The following is a 21,577-nucleotide window of genomic DNA, read 5'->3' as shown; positions in this document are numbered from 1 at the left end:
GATTTAAAACAAAAAGCAAAACAAAAAGCCCACCGGAGTGGGCTTTATCGTATTCCTAGTGCAATCAGCCAATCCAAGTAGTTTGGGTATGATTGATTGGGTTATGCGCGATGAGAGTAAAAACGGCGGCTTACTTGATGCCGAGTTTTTTCTCCAGATAGTGGATGTTGGTACCGCCTTTCTGGAAGTTCTCATCTGCCATGATAGCTTGTTGTAGTGGGATATTGGTTTTGATCCCTTCCACAATCATCTCATTGAGTGCGTTACGCATACGAGCAATCGCCACATCGCGGTTCTCACCGTAAGTGATGAGTTTGCCGATCATCGAGTCGTAATGCGCGGGTACGGTGTAGCCAGAGTAAATGTGTGATTCCCAACGCACACCCATGCCGCCAGGTGCATGGAAGCGTTCAATCTTGCCTGGGCAAGGTAGGAAGCGCTCTGGATCTTCCGCGTTAATACGACACTCAACGGCATGGCCGCGAATTTTGATGTCTTCTTGTTTGAAAGACAGCGGTTGACCCGCGGCGATTCGCAGCTGCTCTTTGATCAGGTCAACGCCAGTAATCATTTCTGTTACTGGGTGCTCAACCTGAATACGCGTGTTCATCTCAATGAAGTAGAATTCACCGTTTTCGTACAGGAATTCAAAGGTACCAGCGCCGCGGTAGCCGATTTCGATACACGCACGGGTACAACGTTCACCGATGAACTTACGCATTTCTTCAGTGATACCCGGTGCGGGTGCTTCTTCCACCACTTTCTGGTGACGGCGCTGCATGGAACAGTCACGCTCAGCGAGGTGAATTGCATTGCCTTGACCGTCAGCGATCACTTGCACTTCAACGTGACGTGGGTTTTCTAGGAATTTCTCCATGTACACCATGTCGTTGTTGAAGGCGGCTTTCGCTTCCGCACGCGTCATCTGGATAGATTTGGTCAATTCGGCTTCGTTACGTACGACACGCATACCGCGACCACCGCCGCCGCCAGAGGCTTTGATAATAACTGGGTAGCCGATGCGTTTTGCGTGAGCTTTGTTTTTCGCTTCGTCGTTATCCAGTGGGCCGTCTGAACCCGGTACACAAGGTACGCCCGCTTTTTTCATCGCGTTGATGGCGGAGACTTTGTCACCCATCAAACGGATGGTTTCGGCGCGAGGGCCGACAAAAATGAAGCCGCTGCGCTCCACTTGCTCAGCAAAATCCGCGTTTTCAGACAAAAAGCCGTAACCCGGGTGGATAGCTACCGCGCCCGTCACTTCCGCCGCAGAGATAATGCGTGGAATGTTCAGGTAACTGTCGATGCTTTTGGCAGGACCGATACAGATAGACTCATCCGCCAGCAGTACGTGTTTTAAGTCGCGGTCAGCCGTGGAGTGCACGGCAACCGTTTTAATGCCTAATTCTTTACAAGCGCGGAGAATACGAAGCGCAATTTCGCCTCGGTTCGCGATGACAACTTTATCTAACATAAAGGTGGCCTCGATTATTCGATAACAACAAGCGGTTGGTCGAATTCAACGGTCTGACCATCTTCAACAAGAATCGCGGTCACAACGCCAGATTTGTCGGCTTCGATCTGGTTCATCATTTTCATCGCTTCAACGATACATAGGGTATCGCCAACAGAAACGCTTTGGCCCACTTCAATAAACGCTTTCGCATCTGGGCTTGGTGAACGGTAGAAAGTGCCTACCATTGGAGAAAGCACTTTATGGCCTGCTGGCACTTTTGCGGCTGCTGGTGCTTCTGCTACCGCGGCTGCTTGAGCTACCGGTGCTGGTGCAGCCACTGGCGCTGGAGCGGCTGCGTAGTGCACTTGAGGTGCTGGAGCTGGTTGGCCATAACGACTGATGCGTACTGACTCTTCACCTTCAGAAATTTCCAGTTCTGCGATGCCAGACTCTTCAACTAACTCGATAAGCTTCTTGATTTTGCGGATATCCATGTTTCTTTCTCTTTTATCTTGTGAATAAGACAGCCCAAATGGGCCGCAGAGTGTCTTTATTGCTTGGCCTGCAATGCTCGGATTGCAGCAGACAAAGCGAATTCGTAACCTTGGGCACCTAAACCGCAAATCACCCCTTGTGCTTTATCAGACAAGTAAGAGTGATGACGGAAGGGCTCGCGTGCATGAACGTTGGACAAATGCACTTCAATAAAAGGAATCGCCACCCCAAGCAGTGCATCGCGTAACGCCACACTGGTATGAGTAAAGGCCGCCGGATTGATAATGATGAAATCCACTTTGCCGAAGGCTTGGTGAATGGCTTCAATCAACTCATATTCGCGGTTAGATTGCAGATGTTCTAACTCAATGTCTGCTTTTTGCGCTTGATCGCGCAATGTTGCTACGATCTGTTCTAAGGTTTGTGAGCCGTAGTGGGTAGGTTCACGCAAACCTAATAAATTGAGGTTTGGTCCGTTAAGAACAAGAATGCGAGATTTTGCAGTCATTGTGTAGTCATCTTCCTTTATTGTGTGGTGAATAAGCAGTTTCCCACAAATTTACTTATTCGACATAAAGTTTTTGTCAAAAGTTCGCGGATTTTATTAAATTGCCCACGATTATAGCCAATTCATAACAAATGGCAGCAATTTACTGGTCTAATCACCTAGTTTCGGGCGTGAAATGGGTAAGGAAGTGAACAAAATAGGGGGCTAGAGGGATTTGCCATCGCCTAATCGGCTTGAACAGGAAAGTTCAGCGCATGTTCCCAGAAGATAGGCGAGAGAAAACAAAAACTCCGGCCATGAGGTGCACCGGAGTTTGAAAGCGCAAGCAAATGTGTATTCCCTTGTGACTTGAGGCTACAACCTCAAACCACAGGGTTTGTTATTTAAGTTGGGCTTTTTCGGCAATCAGGCGGTCAACCACGCTTGGATCGGCCAGCGTTGAGGTATCCCCCAAGTTGCTGGTATCGCCGGTGGCAATTTTACGCAAAATACGGCGCATAATTTTACCTGAACGGGTTTTCGGTAGCGCATCGGTCCAGTGTAGGACATCCGGTGTCGCGATAGCGCCAATCTCTTTGCGTACCCAATCTTTCACTTCTTTATGCAGTTCAGCGCTCGGATACACCCCATCATTGAGTGTGATGTAAGCGTAAATCGCTTGGCCTTTGATATCGTGTGGAACACCGACCACGGCGGCTTCTGCAATCTTATTGAATGCCACCAGTGCGGATTCAATTTCTGCCGTTCCCATACGGTGACCCGAAACGTTGAGTACGTCATCGACACGGCCTGTGATCCAGTAGTAACCGTCTTCATCGCGACGCGCACCGTCACCGGTAAAGTACATGCCTTTAAAGGTAGAGAAGTAGGTTTGTTCAAAGCGGTCGTGATCGCCATACACAGTGCGCATTTGACCCGGCCATGAATCGAGCAGCACCAAGTTGCCTTCAGTTGCGCCTTCCACGATTTCGCCCATGTTATCGACTAACGCTGGCTGCACACCAAAGAAGGGGCGTGTGGCCGAACCCGGTTTCAACGCCGTTGCCCCCGGCAGTGGTGTGATCAAGATACCGCCGGTTTCGGTTTGCCACCAAGTATCGACAATCGGCGATTCTTCGTTACCGATCGTGCGGTAGTACCACTCCCACGCTTCTGGGTTAATCGGTTCACCCACAGAGCCCATAATGCGCAAGCTGTCACGGCTAGTGCCTTTAATCGCTTCATCACCTTTGGCCATCAGCGCACGGATCGCCGTTGGCGCAGTGTAAAGGATATTGACCTTATGCTTGTCTACCACCTCGCTCATGCGTGCGGTGGTGGGGTAGTTTGGCACGCCTTCAAACAGAATGGTTTTTGCGCCATTCGCCAATGGGCCATACACCAGATAGGAGTGACCCGTTATCCAACCCACATCAGCGGTACACCAGAACACTTCATTGGGCTGATAGTCGAATACATATTTGAAGGTCATAGTCGCATAAACCAAATAACCGCCAGTGGTGTGCAATACGCCTTTCGGTTTACCGGTTGAGCCAGAGGTGTAGAGGATAAACAGCGGATCTTCGGCTTTCATCTCTTCTGGTGGACAATTATCGGAGGCTTTTGCGGTTGCTTCATGCCACCAAATGTCACGGTGTTCATGCCAAGCGACATTGCCGCCAGTACGCTTAAGAACCATCACTTTACTGATGTTTTTGACTTCTGGATTGCACAGTGCTTCATCGACGTTTTTCTTTAGGGGGACGGCGCGGCCGCCGCGAACACCTTCGTCGGCAGTGATCACTAATTTGGCGTTCGAGTCGATAATGCGTCCAGCCAGTGCTTCTGGCGAGAAGCCACCAAAGACGATAGTGTGCACTGCGCCAATACGGGTACAAGCCAACATAGCAACCGCCGCTTCTGGCACCATAGGCATGTAGATACAGACAACATCACCCTTGCGTACGCCTTGCTCTTTCAGCGCATTGGCAAAACGGCACACTTCTTGGTGCAGTTGCTTATACGTCAGAGTTTTGTCTTGAGTCGGGTCGTCGCCTTCCCAAATGATCGCGACTTGGTCGCCACGGGTCGCCAAATGGCGATCAATACAGTTGGCAGAAACGTTTAACGTGCCATCTTCAAACCAGCGGATATCGATGTGCCCTGGGTCAAAAGAGGTGTGTTTCACCTTGGTGAAAGGTTTAATCCAGTCGACGATTTTGCCGTGTTCGCTCCAAAAGCCTTCCGGATCTTTGATGGACTGTTGATACATCGCCAGATAGGTGTCGTTATCGGCATGCGTATGCGCTTTGATGTTCTGTTTGACCGGATAAATATGGGCTTCACTCATTACGGGTTCTCCTTGTGAATTCGGCAAATTTCCTGAAAGGGCGCGTTTCAAACACGAGAGGAGGAAATTCGTTTCGTTTATAACTCTCAGTCAGAGCAGGGATTTCTACAATTAGACTTTAGGATGAAAGCCTGATGGGATATGTGTGCAAGGCGAATAAGCGGCAAACAAGCGGGAGAGATCTCGCCGCCGACTTTCGGCGTTACACACCCGGTGCAATAAATTGTGGCAGATCGCCTTTGGTTAAACGCACAAACACCAAAGCGGCGGCAATCGCATCTTGCAGCGCATCATGTTTGTCTTGCAGTGGCAGATCCAGATGGCGGCAGATCGCCTCTAAACTGAGATCGAAATAGGCATTGGGCAGGTGTTTTTCCAGTTTATCGTGATAGATCTGGCTCACCTCAATCAGTCGGTTGGGGAGTGGAAACCCGAGATGTTTACGACAGGCGATATCCAAAATCGTCTTATCGTAACGAATGTGGTAGCCGACCAAGGGACGATTGCCAATAAACTCAATCAGTTGGAGAAGCGCCTCTTTTTCGCTCAGACCATCGTGCAGATCTTGGTGGCGGATACGGTGAATCCGCACTGAACCCGAGTCGAGCGATTGTGGCGCGCACAGGCGCACCTCAAAGGGTTGACTGGTGATAATGCGGTTATCAACGATCTTGGTTGCGGCGATGGTCACTAACTCAGCGCGTTTAGGATCTAAGCTGGTGGTTTCACAGTCGAGCGAGACGTACTCGTGATGGCGCGCGGTTTCAAACAGCCGTTGATAGGGAGAACCTTTGAGTTTCGCGTGCCAATAACGGCGTAATAACCAGTTCATCAGCCACCTCAATCGCGAATTTGATAGTGATAACCGAGCCACTGCTTAAATTTTTTCACCACATGCAGGCTATGGCGCAATAAATCGCGTTCAGTGCGGTCGAGTTGTTTGAAGTCGAGTTGGTTGGTGCTGTGCTGATTGCCAAGCTGCTGGGCAAGGCGCAGTTTTAAAAACAGCTTAAAGGCTTCACTTAAGTTATCGCCAGTCTCTTGTTCTAAAACTCGTTTTTTGACTAAAGCTTCAATCCGATCAAAGGTGTTATTGGCATCAATCGCGTGCTCCAAACTTAAAGCGCGCACGCCGTGTACGATAGGGAAAATCCCGCCTTGCTTTATATCAATCCCTTGCTTGCTGCTTTTTACGTTACCAAACAGGGTCAGCGGTACGGAAAAATTGAGTGCTGGGCGAGTAAATTCCGCCAAGATGAGCTCTTGACCGGCCATCAAGTGCTGCAAATGCGCTTTCACAGGCGCAAGCAGCGCACGATTTCCTGCCACCGCATGCGCGTCAGCAAAAATGGCAATATCCATCACTTGTTCGGGGCGAGCGGCTTTTACCCAATCAGTCAGAGTGCGTTTCCAATCGCTCTGGCTGCGCACCCATTTCGGGTTATTGACCATCACTTTGCCGGGACACAGGGGATAGCCGAGCTGCAGCAGGGTATGGGTGAGCGTCTCCATGATGGGCTGGCACTGGTGCCATTCCAAACCATCTTGAATGATGAGCGCGTTGTCTTGATCGGTTTTGAGGATCTGCTCGCCACGTCCTTCCGAGCCGAGCACTACTAGGCAGCACTGATCGTGCAACGCTGGAGGAACCACTAACTCAAAGGCTTTCTCGATGATCTGCTCATTGACTGCGGCAATCAGTTCCATCACAAAACGGGTGCGAACCCCTCGTGACATCAGGCTTTCGACCAGTTCGCGCTGTTTGTTGGCGGCAAGTGCCAGTTCATCAATCGAGGCTGCACGCGCAATCGCCAGTGTCAAAACATGAGAGTGAGTAGAGAAGGCGCTCAGTATTTGAATCAGCGACAGTAAACCCACGGCTTGATTGCCCAGGCACACCATGACTCGCTTGATGCGTTGGCGCGTCATCATCACCATGGCATTGAACAAGAAGTCACCCTCATCCACGTGCAATACCGGAAAAGTGGCAATCTCGCCGACGGGCGTATCCAAAGGGCGGCCTTCAAGCATCACTGCATGCAGCATATTGGTTCGCGTTACAATCGCATAAGGGTGAGCGTGGTTGTGCGCCAATCTTGGGTCGCTGGGATGGAGTTCGACTAAAGCCGCATCAATCCCGCGCTCTTTGAGTTGTTGTGTGACGCTGTGGATCGGCTGCTCCGGCGACAGAATAAAAGGCGGGTGATAAATGGAACGGTCGACTTTGGTCAGAATGAATTCGGCAATGTTTTTCTGCTGAGCCGCGGCTTCAATCAACTCTTGCCGTTTGGCGAGGTTATTATCGAAATAGGCGGCGAACTCGCCATTTTGCTCGTACAGCTGCAAAAAAATCGATTTGGGCAGCAAGTAGGAGAGGGTGTCTTCGAGCGCCATATATTGATGTTTGCTCAGTTCTTCAAACATGGCGCGTACATCAAACAGATCATCATTGGCGTAGTGTGCAAACACCTCTTTGCCGTCGGGGCTGCGTTCCTCTACCGTGCCTTTGATCAGAATATGCAGATGAGTCACAGGGTGCTGCGCATCAATCAACACATCGCGTTGGCGGAAATAGGCGACATCCAAAGCACTGCGCAATTGATGTTGCTGCTCAGCCGTCAGTCGATTAAACGGTGGTGACTGCATATTGAATTTATCAGGCATGAGGTGGCACTCATCATCGGGACAGGTTCACTAAGTGTGACAAATTTCCCCTGCCCCTCCAGACGACTTTGGTCTAATGCAGGCAACAAAGGCTTTTCTACGCTGCGATGATCCGCCGATTGGCACCGGTAACTTGACGGTGAATCTGTTGATATAAGCAATCGGGAAACGATGAGTTGCGTAATCTTCCCTTTTTTAGACGCGAATCCACATGCATAATGTGCGCGCTTTATACCTCCCTTTTTGATTAGGAACGATCATGTTTACCCCCACTCCCTATGGTTGGATTTCGCAATATTTCATCGGTTTTTTCTTTGCTTACGGCGTGTATTTGCCATTTTGGTCACTCTGGTTTGAAGACCAAGGCGTTTCAGCGACCGACATAGGTGTCTTGGTTGGGATAGGCTTTGCGACGCGCTGTGTAGCGAATTTGGTGCTGACGCCGCGTTTACACCGTGTTGAGCAACTGATGCCCGCGCTGCGTTGGCTCAGTTTCGCGGCAATGCTGTTTGTCGGTTTTCACTTTTTTACGGGCGGCAGTTTTTGGCTGATGGCGCTGGCCACTGTGCTGTTTAACTTATGCTGTGGCCCTGTGGTGCCGATTTCTGATGCCATGGCCAACTACTACGCCAAGCTGAAAATGCTCGACTATGGCCGTACTCGTTTGTGGGGGTCGATCGCGTTTATTGCCGGATCGACTGTGGTCGGATTCTTGGTCGCCAAGTGGGGCAGCTTGATGATTTTGTACACGGCGCTGGTGGGGGTCGCCGTCTCTTGGCTGTTGAGTTTGCGCCAAATTACACCGATGCCAGTCACTGAGCACGAGGCTCATGCGGTGCGCCCGAAGCTGAAGGAGCTTCTTACCGAGTGGCCTGTGGTGAAATTTCTGCTGCTGGTGGCCTTAATCCAAGGCAGTCATGCGGCGTATTACAGTTTCGGCTCGATTTATTGGAAACAAGCGGGTCACTCAGAAGATATCATCGGTTACTTATGGAGCTTAGGTGTGGTCGCGGAAGTCTTGGTGTTTGCTTTCAGTAAGCGCTGGTTCGCGGGCTGGAGTTTGCGCACACTATTCTTCGTAGCGTCGTTGGGGGTTATTGCACGTTGGGGTTTAACCGCCTCCACGACCACCATTCTGGCCTTAGTGGCGATTCAACTGCTGCATGGGGTCACGTTTGCTATCGCGCACATCGCCGCGATTCAGTACATCCAGCATGCGCCGCAAAATAAAATGGTGGCACTGCAAGCTCTGTATAACGCGATTCCACTCGGCGCGGTGATTGCGGCGGTGACCACTCTCAGTGGTTGGGGCTATGAGCATTGGGGCGCAGCCGTATTCTGGGCGATGGCCGCAATGGGCGGATTGGCATTATTGATCCGCGTTGATACTCCGCCTTCAACGGTACAAGATGGCAATGCACTGAAAGCGGAGCCTGAAGCACAGAATTAAGTCGTGCTGATTGAGTTCAAAAAACAACCTCGTTTTAATAGAAGCCTCTCAATCGAGAGGCTTTTTTCATTTCGCAACAGCAAGGATGTCTGATGCAAGGTTGGTTGGTAATTCCCGTTTCGCTCGCGTATCTCGGCGTGCTGTTTTTGATTGCGTGGTATGGTGACAGGCAAACTCGTTGGCTCGCCAATTGGCGGCCGTGGATCTATAGCTTGTCGATTGCGGTTTACTGTACCTCGTGGACGTTTTACGGCACAGTCGGGCAGGCGAGTGTCAATCCTTGGTCGTTTCTGCCTATCTATATCGCCCCGATCTTGATGTTTGTGTTTGGTTGGCGAGTTTTAGCGCGGCTGATTTTGATTGCTAAACGTGAGCACATTACTTCGCTCGCCGATTTTATTGCCGCCCGTTATGGTAAATCGCAGGGTTTGGCCGTGGCGGTGACGGTGATCGCGGTCTTGGGTATTTTGCCGTATATCGCGCTACAACTGCGCGGCATTACGATGGGATTGAACATTGTCGCTCCCGATTTAATGACAGTGTACGGCTACCAAGAATCGCATGTATCTTGGTTTGTGGTATTGGCGCTGGCTCTGTTTACCATGCTGTTTGGCACTCGGCATATTGATAATACCGAGCATCACCGCGGAATGATGATGGCGATTGCGTTTGAATCGATCGTCAAATTGGTGGCCTTTCTCTGCGTTGGGGTATTTATCGCGTATCTGGCGTGGCGTACCGATGGATTAGAGCTTTCAACAATTGCGGCCAGCACTTACCAAGCCCCAAACTGGCCGACCTTATTGATTCATACCTTGCTGACCATGATTGCGATTGTGTGTCTGCCGCGCCAGTTTCATACCATGGTCGTTGAAAACGAGCGCCCGCAAGATCTGCACACCGCGCGCTGGCTCTTTCCCGTTTATCTTCTCTTAATGAGCCTGTTTGTGTTGCCGATTGCTTGGACGGGACAAGGTTTACTGCCAAACACCTCACCCGATACGTTTGTGATTAGCCTACCTGTGTTTGCTGGGGCTCACGATATAGCATTGTTGGCTTTTTTGGGCGGAACATCGGCAGCTTCGGGGATGGTGATTGTCTCGACCATTGCCCTTGCGATCATGGTATCCAATGATTTAGTGATGCCTTTACTACTACGCCGGATGCGCTTGTCGCAGCGCACTCATCGACATTTTTCCGGTTTGTTGGTGGTGATCCGCCGCACCTTAATCCTACTTTTGCTGTTCGGTGCATGGGGTTTTTATCTGGTACTCGACAGCATTCCTTCGTTATCGGCGATTGGGTTTCTATCGTTTTCAGCGATTACCCAGTTTGCCCCTGCGATTTTTGGCGGTATGTACTGGCGAGAAGGCAATCGTAAAGGGGTTTATGTTGGTTTAGCGGTCGGTTTTACCCTGTGGCTTATCACCTTGATGAGTGCCACCGATATGCTGGCGGGCGATGCCAGCAATAACGTCTTGCTGTGGGTGATCACTCCACCAGATTGGTTGGTGGCTCTAGGGTTAAAAAGTGCGGATTGGGGCATGCTACTGAGCGTGACCCTTAATACCTTGTGCTATATCGGTGTGTCTTTGGTGACGCGCGCCAGCTTAAGTGAGCGTTTGCAAGCCGCGGCGTTTGTCGGTACTCCGCTGCCCGAAAACGAAAACATGAGCCTTTACCAAAGTCGCGTGACTGTGGGTGAGCTTGAAATGTTGGCCTCACGTTTTGTGGGGCGGACTCGGGTACGCAACGCCTTTGCTCAATACTGGAGTCAGCAGCGTGAAACCTTGCTACCGAATCAGCAAGCCTCTTCCGCCTTGATCCGCCATACCGAACGCGTACTGGCTGGGGTATTTGGTGCTTCGTCCGCTAAGTTGGTGCTCACCTCGGCGCTGCAAGGACGTAAAATGCAGCTTGAGGAAGTGGCGACCATAGTCGATGAGGCGTCCGAGCTGTACGATTTCAGCCGCGGCTTGTTGCAAGGGGCGATTGAACACATCGGCCAAGGTATTGCCGTGGTGGATAAACAGTTACGTTTAGTGGCATGGAACCAGCGCTATCTTGAGCTGTTTGAGTTTCCGCCGGGATTGATTCAAGTGGGACGGCCGATTGCGGATGTGATCCGCCATAACGCGCAGCAAGGTTTATGTGGGCCGGGCGATCCAGAAGATCACGTACGGCGACGGGTCTACCACTTAGAGCAAGGGACAAGTCATACCTCCTCGCGAGTGCGGGCGGATGGGCGAGTGATTGAGGTGCAGGGGAACCAGATGCCCGGCGGTGGATTTGTGATGAGCTTTACTGACATTACGGTGTTTAGAGAAGCGGAACAAAGCCTGAAAATGGCCAACGAAACGCTAGAAGAGCGTGTACTGCAGCGTACCTTGGAGCTAGAAAAGCTCAATAAACAGTTAGTCACCGCGACCCAGCGTTCGGAGCGCGAGTCGCAATCCAAATCGCGCTTTTTGGCGGCGGTCAGCCATGATTTGATGCAGCCATTGAATGCCGCACGCCTGTTTGCCTCATCTTTATCTGAAGTGGCTAAAGAGGCGGAGGTGCAGAAACTTGCCCACCATATTGAAAGTGCTTTGGGCGCGGCGGAGGATTTGATCAGCGATTTGCTGGATATTTCGCGTTTGGAGTCCGGCAAAATCGATCTGCATCCGCACAGTTTTGCGATTATGGATGTATTGTCGAATCTCAATGCCGAGTTCAGTGCCCTCGCCGCTAAACAAGGTGTGCAATTTAGCCTAGTGCCATCATTACTTTGGGTGCATTCAGATCCCAAATTGCTGCGCCGAGTAATCCAAAATTTCCTGACTAATGCGTTTCGTTATAACCCGAACGGCAAAGTGATTCTCGGGGTGCGCAGAGTCGCCACCGGGCAAGTGCGTATTGATGTGTGGGATAATGGGATTGGTATTGAGCAAGATAAGCAGCAGGAAATTTTTGAGGAGTTTAACCGCGGTGGGCAGGTACGCTCCGACCAAGGTCTAGGGCTTGGGCTGGCGATTTCGAAAGGGATTGCCCATGTACTGGGTCATCACATTTCGATGCGCTCTTGGCCGGGGCAGGGCAGTGTTTTCTCGATTACTTTAGATCGCGCTCAACCCATGCCGTCGTCACTCACTCAGACGGTTGCGATGGTCAATGAGAAAGGTTCAGAGCTGCAACATCTGCGTGTGCTGTGTGTCGATAACGAGCCAGATATTTTGGTTGGGATGCGTGATTTGCTGGAGCGTTGGGGGTGTGAAGTCAAAACCGCGACCGATATTCATGGCAGCCTCAAAGCCTTGGAAGGGCAATGGATCCCCGATGTGATTTTGTCTGATTACCGCTTGGATAACGGACGGACAGGGCTTGAAGTGCTGCAGCAGTGCCGCTTGCGTTTGGGGGATTGTTTCGCTGGCGTGATCATCAGTGCCGATCGCAATCCCGATATCTTGGATGGGATTGAATCAAGCGGTTTTCGCTTTATGGCTAAACCCATTAAGCCCCTCAAACTGAGAGCCTTACTGAATAGTCTGTCTTGAGCCGATGGTCTGTTCAAAACAACCGTCTATACGCTGCCTACTTGCAACTTCAAGTCGTTTAGGAATATTGAAGGTACAGTAAGTATTAAGCCCTCAGATGAGGGCTTAATACTTATGAGTGCTTAGTGGCATTCAATCGACAGAGGCCAGCCAATATCGGTTTGACGGTTGGCTTCTAACTCTAACTCTGTACGAGTCAGTGGATTTTTTGCCAGCCATTCACCGTCAAGCGTGAGCGTCAGCTTGTCCTCTTGTGCGCTCAATTCTACCATCGGCTCTAACGCCGGGCTGCGTCGATGGCTTAAGAGGACAGCAAGGCGCAGCAAACGCAGTACGCGTTTACCACTGGTGCCTGACAGTGCATATTGTTCAGGTAACGAAGTTAACTGTTCGCGATAGCGACGTACGATTTCACCTAAATAATGTTTTTGGGCGCGGGTATAACCGGGCAGATCAAGATGTTGGAGTAGGTAAGCGCTGTGCTCCCCCCCTTTTTTGAAATCGATGGTGAGACCAATTTCATGCAACTTAGCTGCCGTACGCAGCAACATCTCTGCTTGTGGTTCATTGATCCACGCTTCACCGCCACATTGCGCGAGCAGTTTACTGGCGAGAGTGGCGACTTGATCACCATAAGCGCTATCGATCTGATAACGGGTTTGTACACAGCGAATGGTGCGCGCTCGAATATCTTCTTGGCGTAGGTCTTGAACCATCTCATAGACGAGACCTTCACGCAGAGCACCGCCCGCTAGCGTCATCGCTTCGATGTTCAGTGATTCAAAAATCGCAATCAGAATCGATAGGCCACTTGGGAAAACCAGAGCACGTTCCAGCGTTAACCCTTCGATATCCAGCTCTTCGAGATGATCGGCCAGCATGGCTTGCTTTTGTAAACGCTTGAGTTTGGTCAGCGTAATGACTTCATCCATGCCTTGCGCCAGCATGATCTCTTGCAGTGCTTGTACCGTACCACTGGCTCCAACACACACATTCCAGCCAAGCTCAGTGTATTGAGTGAGGATCGGATCCAGCATCTGTTTGGCGGCTAAAATGGCGTTATTAAAGTTGGTGGCCGTCAGCTGACGATCTTTGAAATGGCGCTCTAACCAAGTCACACAACCCATTTTCAAGCTGGTGAGGGCTTTGGCTTCAAAACCTTCACCGATAATCAGCTCGGTACTCGCACCACCAATATCCACTACTAAGCGACGCCCTAAACCTCCCGAAGTGTGCGCGACTCCTTTATAGATAGTGGCCGCTTCTTCTTCACCGGAAATAACGTCGATCGGATGGCCTAAAATCTGGTTCGCTTTAGCGATAAATTCACCGGCATTGGTGGCGGTACGCAGGGTTGCGGTCCCTACAATTCGGATATTCTCTGCGGGAATATCTTGCAGTCGCTCGGCAAAAAGGCTGAGACAATCCCACCCTCTTTGCATCGCATCTAAGCTCAAGGCGTTGTGTTCATCTAGACCGGCTGCCAGACGCACCTTACGTTTGATTTTTGCCATTGTCTGCACACTGCCATCGATATGACGCACGACCAACATGTGAAAACTGTTGGAACCTAAATCAATGGCAGCATACAAGGGTGAAGAAACGGCTTGGCTCATAGCGAAATCAGGCTTCCTTTTTCGGGCGTGGTGCGCGTGGGCGGCGTTGCTGAGGTTTGCGATTGCCACCATTATTGCTATTGCGAGAACCTGCGGTATTGGTGCGGCGCTGTTGTGGCGACGAACGTAGGCTCAGAGGCGCAGGTAAGTCCGTCAGCAGAGCTGAAGGATCGTAGTCTGAGGTTGGAATCGCATGCTCAATGTAGCTTTCGATCGCCGGCAAATTAATCGCGTACTCTTCACACGCAAAGCTTATCGAGTGGCCACTTGCGCCCGCACGACCCGTACGGCCAATACGGTGTACATAGTCTTCACAATCGTCAGGCAAATCGTAGTTAAACACGTGGGTCACTTGAGGAATGTGCAAGCCGCGCGCCGCAACGTCGGTCGCAACCAGAATGTCCACATCACCTTGGGTGAACTGCTCTAAAATACGCTCACGTTTTTTCTGCGGTACATCACCAGTCAGTAGGCCAACACGGTGGTTATCGGCCGCCAAATGTGCCCAAATCTGTTCACAGCGGTGCTTAGTGTTAGCAAAAATGATTGCGCGATCTGGCCACTCTTCTTCGATAAGAGTCTGTAGCAGCGCCATCTTGTGTTCGTTCGATGGGTAGAACAGCTCTTCCTGAATGCGATGACCGGTTTTTTGCTCAGGTTCTACCACCACATGTTCAGGATTGTTCATGTGTTCAAAAGCCAGCTCTTGCACGCGGTAAGAGAGGGTGGCAGAGAACAGCATGTTGAGACGATCTTTGGGCTCAGGCATACGGCGGAACAAGAAACGAATGTCTTTAATAAAGCCGAGATCAAACATGCGATCTGCTTCATCCAGTACCACTGCTTGAATGTGATTGAGGTTGAATACACGCTGTTTGTAGAAATCGATAATGCGGCCGGTGGTCCCGATCAGAATATCGACGCCACTTTGCAATTTTGCGAGTTGCTTATCATAGCTTTCGCCACCATAAGCCAAAGCTGCTTTCAGACCAGTGGAGGCCAACAAAGGCTCGGCATCATTAAAGATCTGAATTGCCAGTTCGCGAGTCGGGGCCATAATAATGGCGCGTGGCTGAGTTTCTGCTCGGCCTTCAGCGGCTGGTGTGGTCAATAAATGGTTGAAGGTAGCAGTAAGAAACGCGAGCGTTTTACCAGTCCCTGTTTGGGCCTGGCCTGCGATGTCTTGGCCGGAGAGCAGTACCGGCAACGCCAATGCTTGGATAGGGGTGCAGTAAACAAACCCCTTTTTTTCCAGTCCATCAATAACTTGTGGCTGTAAACCAAAGTCGGCGAACTTATGCTCTGTGATATGCGTCTTTTTCATGGCTATAGAATATCAGCTTACGCTTGCAATACGGAAGTAAATACATTCCAATAGAGCATCTATTTACTGGTTGAGTTATCACCAGTGCAGAAAATCACATTGGAGTGAAAGATGAGTGACAAAATTTTGCAGCTGACCGATGACGGTTTCGAGAACGATGTAATCAAAGCTGCAGGCCCGGTTCTAGTTGACTTTTGGGCGGAGTGGTGTGGTCCTTGTAAGATGATTGCCCCGATCCTAGATGAAGTGGCTGACGAATACGCAGGCAAACTCACTATCGGTAAACTGAATATTGACCATAACGCGGGAACACCACCTAAGTTTGGTATCCGCGGCATCCCAACACTGCTGCTGTTTAAAGATGGCAGTGTGGTAGCGACTAAAGTTGGTGCGCTATCAAAGACTCAACTGAAAGAGTTCCTAGACGCGAACCTGTAATGAGTCAGACCGCCAAGCCGTACATAGCAATATGTACGGTTTTGTTTTTGGCAAAAAACAATTTCTAGACTAGGCTAATATTTAGTGCTAGTTTATCGCACGTTAATTAAACAGTTGTTCACTTCTTGGTCAATCCTGAGACCATATCCATCTTAACTTAACAACGATCCTTTTTGACTAACTAAGTATCCACCACAATGAATCTAACAGAACTGAAGAACACCCCTGTGTCTGATCTGGTTAAGCTTGGCGAAAGTCTGGGCCTTGAAAACCTGGCACGCCTACGCAAACAAGACATTATTTTCGCAATCCTCAAAGCACACGCAAAAAGTGGTGAAGACATTTTTGGCGATGGGGTTCTGGAAATTCTTCAAGACGGTTTTGGTTTCTTACGTAGTGCAGACAGTTCATACCTTGCTGGCCCTGACGACATCTATGTGTCACCTAGCCAAATTCGTCGCTTTAACCTACGTACAGGCGACTCAATTGCCGGGAAAATTCGTCCGCCGAAAGAGGGTGAACGTTACTTTGCATTGCTCAAAGTGAACACTGTAAACGATGACCGTCCAGACAACGCCCGCAACAAAATCCTTTTCGAGAACTTAACTCCTCTACACGCCAATGAACGTATGGTGATGGAACGTGGCAATGGCTCCACAGAAGACATCACGGCGCGTGTTCTCGATTTGGCAGCACCGATTGGTAAAGGTCAACGTGGTTTGATCGTTGCTCCGCCAAAAGCGGGTAAAACCATGCTGCTACAAAACATCGCTCAAAGCATCGCCAGCAATCACCCTGAGTGTGTGCTGATGGTACTGCTGATTGACGAGCGTCCAGAAGAAGTGACTGAGATGCAGCGCCTAGTAAAAGGTGAAGTGGTTGCTTCAACCTTTGATGAGCCAGCATCGCGCCACGTACAAGTGGCAGAAATGGTGATTGAAAAAGCCAAACGTCTGGTTGAACACAAGAAAGACGTGGTGATCCTACTGGATTCAATTACTCGTCTAGCGCGTGCCTACAACACTGTGGTTCCTGCATCAGGTAAAGTACTGACCGGTGGTGTGGATGCGAACGCATTGCATCGTCCTAAGCGTTTCTTTGGTGCGGCACGTAATGTAGAAGAAGGTGGTAGCTTGACCATCATCGCTACTGCACTGGTTGATACCGGTTCTAAGATGGATGAAGTGATTTATGAAGAGTTCAAAGGTACAGGTAACATGGAACTGCACTTGAACCGTAAGATTGCTGAAAAACGTGTTTTCCCAGCTATCGACTTCAACCGTTCAGGTACGCGTCGTGAAGAGTTACTGACTAAGACCGATGAGCTACAAAAGATGTGGATTCTACGCAAGATCGTTCACCCAATGGGCGAAACCGATGCGATGGAATTCCTGATTGATAAGTTAGCCATGACCAAAACCAACGATGAGTTCTTTGACGCGATGCGTCGACAGTAATTGAACGTTATCTCAAACACCACCCTTGCGGTGGTGTTTTTGTTTGCGTTCTAGACCAGTGGTGTCCACACTGATGTAGAACGAACAAGGAGGAGTATATGCAACAAGGATGGTTGTGCCTCGTTCTTCTCTTTTTGTTAGGTTTGCCGCCTTACGCGCTTGGTGGTGATATCACGGCAACAGAGCGTGAGCTTTGGCTTGCGGAGCCACAGACCCAACAGAAAGCCGAAGAGCTTTATCTGCTCGCACTGCACAATGAAGTAGATCGCTTACAGTTCAATTTGCAGCGTATCAGTTATCCCGCACAAGAAGTCGTGCGTTTTCTTCTATTGCAAAAATTTGAACAAGGCCAGTTGATCTTAACGGAGGAGCTTGCCGTATTCATTGCTGCTCAAAAATCACAGACACCCAATTATTTGATTGCTGAACGGGGCGACGGTTATGAGTTCTCTGTCCCCGCTTTTGATTATGCCGCTATCGCCCATCGACTGTTAAAACAAGCACAGCAGCAACAAGATATCATGATGTTTGTGTTACAAGCAGAAAATGGCGAACTCAATCTGCGTGAGTAGTGGATTTCTGGTTCTTCGGCTCAATCAGTAGATGTTCGTCAGCGCTTATTACTCACAGAGTTGCATCGTTTATCACCGCAAGCCATGGAGCGTTTGATTGCCCAAATTACTACTGAGCAGGTGACGAGTTGGCTGCCCTCGGCAACGGTGATGGTGCAATTTGCGCGGCGTAGTCAAAGCCATGCCTTGTATCAAAGGCTTTGGTTAATGAAGGCTAATGATGAAATTAGGCAAGAGGTTGCTCGTTTAGGGGCGCAAGCCGATGGTTTTGCTAAACAGCAATTAATGCTTGCTGTCGAAAATCCCAGCCTTAAGCAAGAGGCACTGCAAGCATTGATTGAAATACGCCCTATGTCGATGGAGGTTGAGCAATTCTTAATTGAGAAACTAGGACAAAGTGAAAATGCCTCTCAGGTTGCGAGTATGCTTGCTCAATCGGGTTATCAAGGATGGTTGCATGAGTTAGTCAGCTCGAATCGAGCGGTGAAACAGCAAGCGATTTTAGCGGTACTGAATCCATAACCAACAAATGTAAGAAAATGGCGCAGAACAATCTTGAGGTTTGTTATACTGCCGCTATCGCTGTCAACGAGTAGTAGACCTATGAATTTTAAGGACTTACGGGATTTTCTTGACTATTTAGAGCAACGTGGTGAGCTAAAACGTATTACCCATCCGATTGATCCGCATTATGAAATGACCGAGATCAGCGACCGGACGTTACGTGCTAAAGGCCCAGCGTTGTTGTTTGAAAATCCGCTAGGTTACGACTTTCCAGTGCTAACCAATTTGTTTGGTACGCCAGAACGCGTTGCTATGGGCATGGGGCGACAGCAGGTTCAAGAGCTGCGTGATGTCGGTCAGTGGTTGGCTTATCTTAAAGAGCCAGAACCGCCTCGTGGTTTAAAAGAGCTGATTGAAAAGCTGCCCGTTTTTAAACAAGTGCTCAATATGCCAGTTAAGCGCTTGCGTCGTGCTCCTTGCCAAGAAATCGTGTGGCAGGGTGATGCGGTTGATCTCGATAAAATCCCTGTGATGAGCTGCTGGCCGGACGATGTTGCACCACTTTTAACTTGGGGTTTAACCATTACGCGTGGCCCACATAAAAAGCGCCAAAACCTTGGGATCTATCGTCAGCAAAAAATCGCCCGTAATAAAGTCATCATGCGTTGGTTAGCCCATCGCGGAGGGGCATTAGACTTGCGGGATTGGATGGAAAAACATCCCGGAGAGCCTTTTCCTGTCAGCGTGGCGTTTGGTGCCGATCCGGCGACCATTCTCGGTGCAGTAACACCCGTCCCAGATACCTTATCTGAATACGCGTTTGCTGGACTGTTGCGTGGCAGTCGTACTGAAGTGGTCAAGTCGATCAGTAACGATCTGGAAGTGCCCGCAAGTGCTGAAATCGTGCTCGAAGGCTATATCGATCCTAACGAATTTGCAGATGAAGGTCCTTATGGTGACCACACGGGTTATTACAACGAGGTTGAGCGCCATCATGTGTTCACTGTCACTCATGTGACCATGCGTAATAAGCCGATTTATCACAGCACCTATACAGGGCGTCCGCCCGATGAACCCGCCGTGCTTGGTGTGGCGCTTAACGAAGTCTTCGTACCTATCTTGCAAAAGCAGTTTCCTGAAATTGCCGATTTTTATCTGCCGCCAGAAGGCTGCTCGTATCGCATGGCGATAGTGACACTTAAGAAACAGTATCCGGGACACGCTAAGCGGGTGATGCTGGGTGTGTGGTCATTCCTACGTCAATTTATGTACACCAAGTTTGTGATTGTGTGTGATGAACAAGTGAATGCGCGCGATTGGCCACAAGTGATTGCCGCTATGGTCAATCACATGTCGCCTCTGCGCGATACTCTATTTATTGAGCATACGCCGATTGACTCGCTGGATTTTGCTTCACCAGTGGTGGGTTTAGGCTCAAAAATCGGTTTGGATGCCACCGCCAAATGGCCTGCAGAGCTGGCGGTTTCTAATTCTGACCAGAGTGACAAGACAACGGAACTTTCACTGGAAGCGCTAAAAGCCTGCTTGAGTGATGAAGCGGATGTGTTGGATGTTGCATTACCGGAGGCGGCGAATGATAAGTTGGTTCTTCTACTTATTAATAAGCAGGAAGCAGGGCAGGCACAGCAACTGTTACAGCGTGTAGTCGATAAACTCAATGGTGACTCGCCGCTTAAGTTTGTGATCTTGTGCGATGATGACGTGAATATCCATGACTGGAATGATGTGATCTGGGCAATGACCACACGCATGGATCCGGCACGTGATAGCTTACGAATCGTTGGCCAAGATTTGATCTGCTTTGATGCAACCAATAAACTGCCTGACGAAGTCGAACGTGAATGGGGTACTCCGATCCGAAAAGATCCTAAGCTAGTCGCGAAAATCGATTCGTTATGGGATGAGTTAGGCATTGTATGACCTATACCGTCCGCATCGTGCCTAATGATAGACAATTTATAATTCACTCAGGTGAAACGGTGCTTGATGCTGCGCTCAACCAGCAAATAGCCTTTCCCCACCGCTGCCGAATCGGCGCCTGTGCCGCTTGCTTATGTAAGTTGGTTGAAGGTGAGGTGGAGTATGAACTCGAACCGTTATTGACCGAACAAGAAAAAGCGACAGGGTGGATATTTGCCTGCCAAGCCTGCGCAATTACTGATTTAGTGCTGACTTTTGAAGAGTAAGCCAGAGGAAGTTCAATGATAATTCAATGCCAAGTTAAGTCTGTGCAGCCGCTGGCGACGCATACTTACCAAATCCTATTACAACCCGAGCACGCGGTGGCTTACCAAGCCGGGCAGTATTTAATGGTGGTGATGGGCGAAAAAGATAAGCGACCATTTTCACTTGCCAGTAGTCCTTGCCGTAGCAATGGCGAGCTCGAACTGCATATTGGTGCGGCGGATCACAGCGCCTTTGCCCACCAAGTCGTGGAAAAATTTCAGCAAGCCCATCTTAATCAGACATGGGTTGAAGTAGATGTGCCACATGGCAATGCCGCATTACAAGAGAGTGAGCGACCTCTACTCTTAATCGCTGGCGGGACCGGCTTTAGCTATGTGCGTTCCATCTTAGATCATTGCCTCTCGCAAGGTAAAACTCAGCCTATCTACCTGTATTGGGGCGCGCGTGATGCAGCTCAGCTGTACGCACTGAATGAGTTGCAAGAGCTTGCCAAGCAACATGCTCATTTGCAGGTTGTTCCAGTGGTCGAGCAAGCACAAGATGACTGGGCTGGAAAAGTTGGCAATGTACTGCAAGCGATTAACAACGACTTTGCAAGTTTAGAAGCATTTGACATCTATATAGCAGGTCGCTTTGAGATGGCTGGAGCCGCACGTGAGCAATTTACTCAAAACAAACAAGCTCGACGCGATCGAATGTTTGCCGATGCTTACGCCTTTATTTAACGCGCAGCTATAAACAAGATACAAGACAAAGCCCAACGCTAAATCGTTGGGCTTTTTTATGACTTTCTCTTTATAGATAGACTAGAGCAAAAGCTTAAAAAGAATAACTCTGTGGATAAGTTGTCATCAAACTCTGAGTAAAGTGGGATAAATAAGCCCTTGCGCGCAAATGCAGCGATTAAGCGCTATTTCTATAAATCTTCTCAAAAAACACTTGCCAGTGTGAAGCGGATCTCTATAATGCGCCCTCGTTGACGCAGCAAGGGCTCACAGCCAAATCGATGCCTCAACAGGC

Annotated in this window: 15 protein-coding genes and 1 pseudogene; 8 read left to right on the top strand and 8 right to left on the bottom strand. The window is 49.7% G+C overall.

All coding sequences use genetic code 11. From position 1 onward, the window contains the following. Positions 1 to 130 precede the first annotated feature (130 nt). The 6 genes from accC to T411_RS0117825 form a co-directional block, all read right to left on the bottom strand. Positions 131 to 1,474, bottom strand: coding sequence for an acetyl-CoA carboxylase biotin carboxylase subunit (gene accC / locus T411_RS0117850; RefSeq protein WP_000884888.1), 1,344 nt, complete (start codon positions 1,472 to 1,474; stop codon positions 131 to 133). Positions 1,475 to 1,488: 14 nt separating this feature from the next. Then, a complete protein-coding gene (accB, locus tag T411_RS0117845) occupies positions 1,489 to 1,950 on the bottom strand; it encodes an acetyl-CoA carboxylase biotin carboxyl carrier protein (protein WP_000354613.1) in 462 nt (153 codons plus the stop codon). A 56-nt stretch (positions 1,951 to 2,006) separates the two neighbouring features. Continuing rightward, a complete protein-coding gene (gene aroQ / locus T411_RS0117840; protein ID WP_000125574.1) occupies positions 2,007 to 2,459 on the bottom strand; it encodes a type II 3-dehydroquinate dehydratase in 453 nt (150 codons plus the stop codon). 379 nt (positions 2,460 to 2,838) lie between these two features. Next, positions 2,839 to 4,788, bottom strand: a complete 1,950-nt coding sequence (gene acs / locus T411_RS0117835) for an acetate--CoA ligase (RefSeq protein ID WP_001287248.1) — start codon at positions 4,786 to 4,788, stop codon at positions 2,839 to 2,841. Positions 4,789 to 4,990: 202 nt separating this feature from the next. Next, the gene (locus tag T411_RS0117830; RefSeq protein ID WP_001104320.1) at positions 4,991 to 5,620 is read right to left on the bottom strand and encodes a 3'-5' exonuclease; all 630 of its coding nucleotides are present in this window, start codon (positions 5,618 to 5,620) and stop codon (positions 4,991 to 4,993) included. 8 nt (positions 5,621 to 5,628) lie between these two features. Next, a complete protein-coding gene (locus T411_RS0117825; protein ID WP_001112968.1) occupies positions 5,629 to 7,452 on the bottom strand; it encodes a CBS domain-containing protein in 1,824 nt (607 codons plus the stop codon). 259 nt (positions 7,453 to 7,711) lie between these two features. Here T411_RS0117825 and T411_RS0117820 point away from each other — a divergent pair, with 259 nt between their 5' ends. Beyond that, positions 7,712 to 8,902, top strand: coding sequence for a 3-phenylpropionate MFS transporter (locus tag T411_RS0117820; protein WP_000494988.1), 1,191 nt, complete (start codon positions 7,712 to 7,714; stop codon positions 8,900 to 8,902). Between the two features lie 92 nt (positions 8,903 to 8,994). Beyond that, a complete protein-coding gene (locus tag T411_RS0117815; RefSeq protein WP_001163258.1) occupies positions 8,995 to 12,438 on the top strand; it encodes a hybrid sensor histidine kinase/response regulator in 3,444 nt (1,147 codons plus the stop codon). Between the two features lie 122 nt (positions 12,439 to 12,560). Here the strand turns inward: T411_RS0117815 and gppA are convergent, their stop codons facing one another. Further along, complete coding sequence (gppA, locus tag T411_RS0117810) at positions 12,561 to 14,054, bottom strand: guanosine-5'-triphosphate,3'-diphosphate diphosphatase (protein WP_000076046.1); 1,494 nt, start codon at positions 14,052 to 14,054, stop codon at positions 12,561 to 12,563. A gap of 7 nt (positions 14,055 to 14,061) precedes the next feature. Next, positions 14,062 to 15,378 (bottom strand): ATP-dependent RNA helicase RhlB, encoded by a 1,317-nt coding sequence (gene rhlB / locus T411_RS0117805; RefSeq protein WP_000750771.1) that lies wholly within the window; start codon positions 15,376 to 15,378, stop codon positions 14,062 to 14,064. Positions 15,379 to 15,489: 111 nt separating this feature from the next. On the opposite strand from rhlB, the gene trxA reads away from it, so the two are divergent. The 6 genes and pseudogenes from trxA (at position 15,490) to fre (ending at position 21,282) form a co-directional block, all read left to right on the top strand. Further along, the gene (trxA, locus tag T411_RS0117800) at positions 15,490 to 15,816 is read left to right on the top strand and encodes a thioredoxin TrxA (protein ID WP_001280783.1); all 327 of its coding nucleotides are present in this window, start codon (positions 15,490 to 15,492) and stop codon (positions 15,814 to 15,816) included. Between the two features lie 197 nt (positions 15,817 to 16,013). Next, a complete protein-coding gene (rho, locus tag T411_RS0117795) occupies positions 16,014 to 17,273 on the top strand; it encodes a transcription termination factor Rho (protein ID WP_001054524.1) in 1,260 nt (419 codons plus the stop codon). Between the two features lie 98 nt (positions 17,274 to 17,371). After that, positions 17,372 to 18,367: pseudogene (locus T411_RS1000000120945) on the top strand (hypothetical protein). A gap of 81 nt (positions 18,368 to 18,448) precedes the next feature. After that, complete coding sequence (ubiD, locus tag T411_RS0117785) at positions 18,449 to 20,290, top strand: 4-hydroxy-3-polyprenylbenzoate decarboxylase (RefSeq protein ID WP_001009479.1); 1,842 nt, start codon at positions 18,449 to 18,451, stop codon at positions 20,288 to 20,290. Next, positions 20,287 to 20,556, top strand: a complete 270-nt coding sequence (locus T411_RS0117780; protein ID WP_000222789.1) for a 2Fe-2S iron-sulfur cluster-binding protein — start codon at positions 20,287 to 20,289, stop codon at positions 20,554 to 20,556. The genes ubiD and T411_RS0117780 overlap by 4 nt, the downstream gene beginning before the upstream one ends. A 15-nt stretch (positions 20,557 to 20,571) precedes the next feature. After that, positions 20,572 to 21,282, top strand: a complete 711-nt coding sequence (gene fre / locus T411_RS0117775; RefSeq protein ID WP_000586597.1) for an NAD(P)H-flavin reductase — start codon at positions 20,572 to 20,574, stop codon at positions 21,280 to 21,282. Positions 21,283 to 21,577 lie beyond the last annotated feature (295 nt).

Source organism: Vibrio cholerae ATCC 14035 (assembly GCF_000621645.1).
Taxonomy (GTDB): domain Bacteria; phylum Pseudomonadota; class Gammaproteobacteria; order Enterobacterales; family Vibrionaceae; genus Vibrio; species Vibrio cholerae.
The sequence above is the reverse complement of the archived record's forward strand: the minus strand, read 5'-3'. Positions and strand labels throughout refer to the sequence as shown.

Coding starts and splice junctions, on each gene's coding strand:
- accC (WP_000884888.1), bottom strand. CDS start 1,474: ATGTTAGATAAAGTTGTCATCGCGAACCGAGGCGAAATTGCGCTTCGT.
- accB (WP_000354613.1), bottom strand. CDS start 1,950: ATGGATATCCGCAAAATCAAGAAGCTTATCGAGTTAGTTGAAGAGTCT.
- aroQ (WP_000125574.1), bottom strand. CDS start 2,459: ATGACTGCAAAATCTCGCATTCTTGTTCTTAACGGACCAAACCTCAAT.
- acs (WP_001287248.1), bottom strand. CDS start 4,788: ATGAGTGAAGCCCATATTTATCCGGTCAAACAGAACATCAAAGCGCAT.
- T411_RS0117830 (WP_001104320.1), bottom strand. CDS start 5,620: ATGAACTGGTTATTACGCCGTTATTGGCACGCGAAACTCAAAGGTTCT.
- T411_RS0117825 (WP_001112968.1), bottom strand. CDS start 7,452: ATGCCTGATAAATTCAATATGCAGTCACCACCGTTTAATCGACTGACG.
- T411_RS0117820 (WP_000494988.1), top strand. CDS start 7,712: ATGTTTACCCCCACTCCCTATGGTTGGATTTCGCAATATTTCATCGGT.
- T411_RS0117815 (WP_001163258.1), top strand. CDS start 8,995: ATGCAAGGTTGGTTGGTAATTCCCGTTTCGCTCGCGTATCTCGGCGTG.
- gppA (WP_000076046.1), bottom strand. CDS start 14,054: ATGAGCCAAGCCGTTTCTTCACCCTTGTATGCTGCCATTGATTTAGGT.
- rhlB (WP_000750771.1), bottom strand. CDS start 15,378: ATGAAAAAGACGCATATCACAGAGCATAAGTTCGCCGACTTTGGTTTA.
- trxA (WP_001280783.1), top strand. CDS start 15,490: ATGAGTGACAAAATTTTGCAGCTGACCGATGACGGTTTCGAGAACGAT.
- rho (WP_001054524.1), top strand. CDS start 16,014: ATGAATCTAACAGAACTGAAGAACACCCCTGTGTCTGATCTGGTTAAG.
- ubiD (WP_001009479.1), top strand. CDS start 18,449: ATGAATTTTAAGGACTTACGGGATTTTCTTGACTATTTAGAGCAACGT.
- T411_RS0117780 (WP_000222789.1), top strand. CDS start 20,287: ATGACCTATACCGTCCGCATCGTGCCTAATGATAGACAATTTATAATT.
- fre (WP_000586597.1), top strand. CDS start 20,572: ATGATAATTCAATGCCAAGTTAAGTCTGTGCAGCCGCTGGCGACGCAT.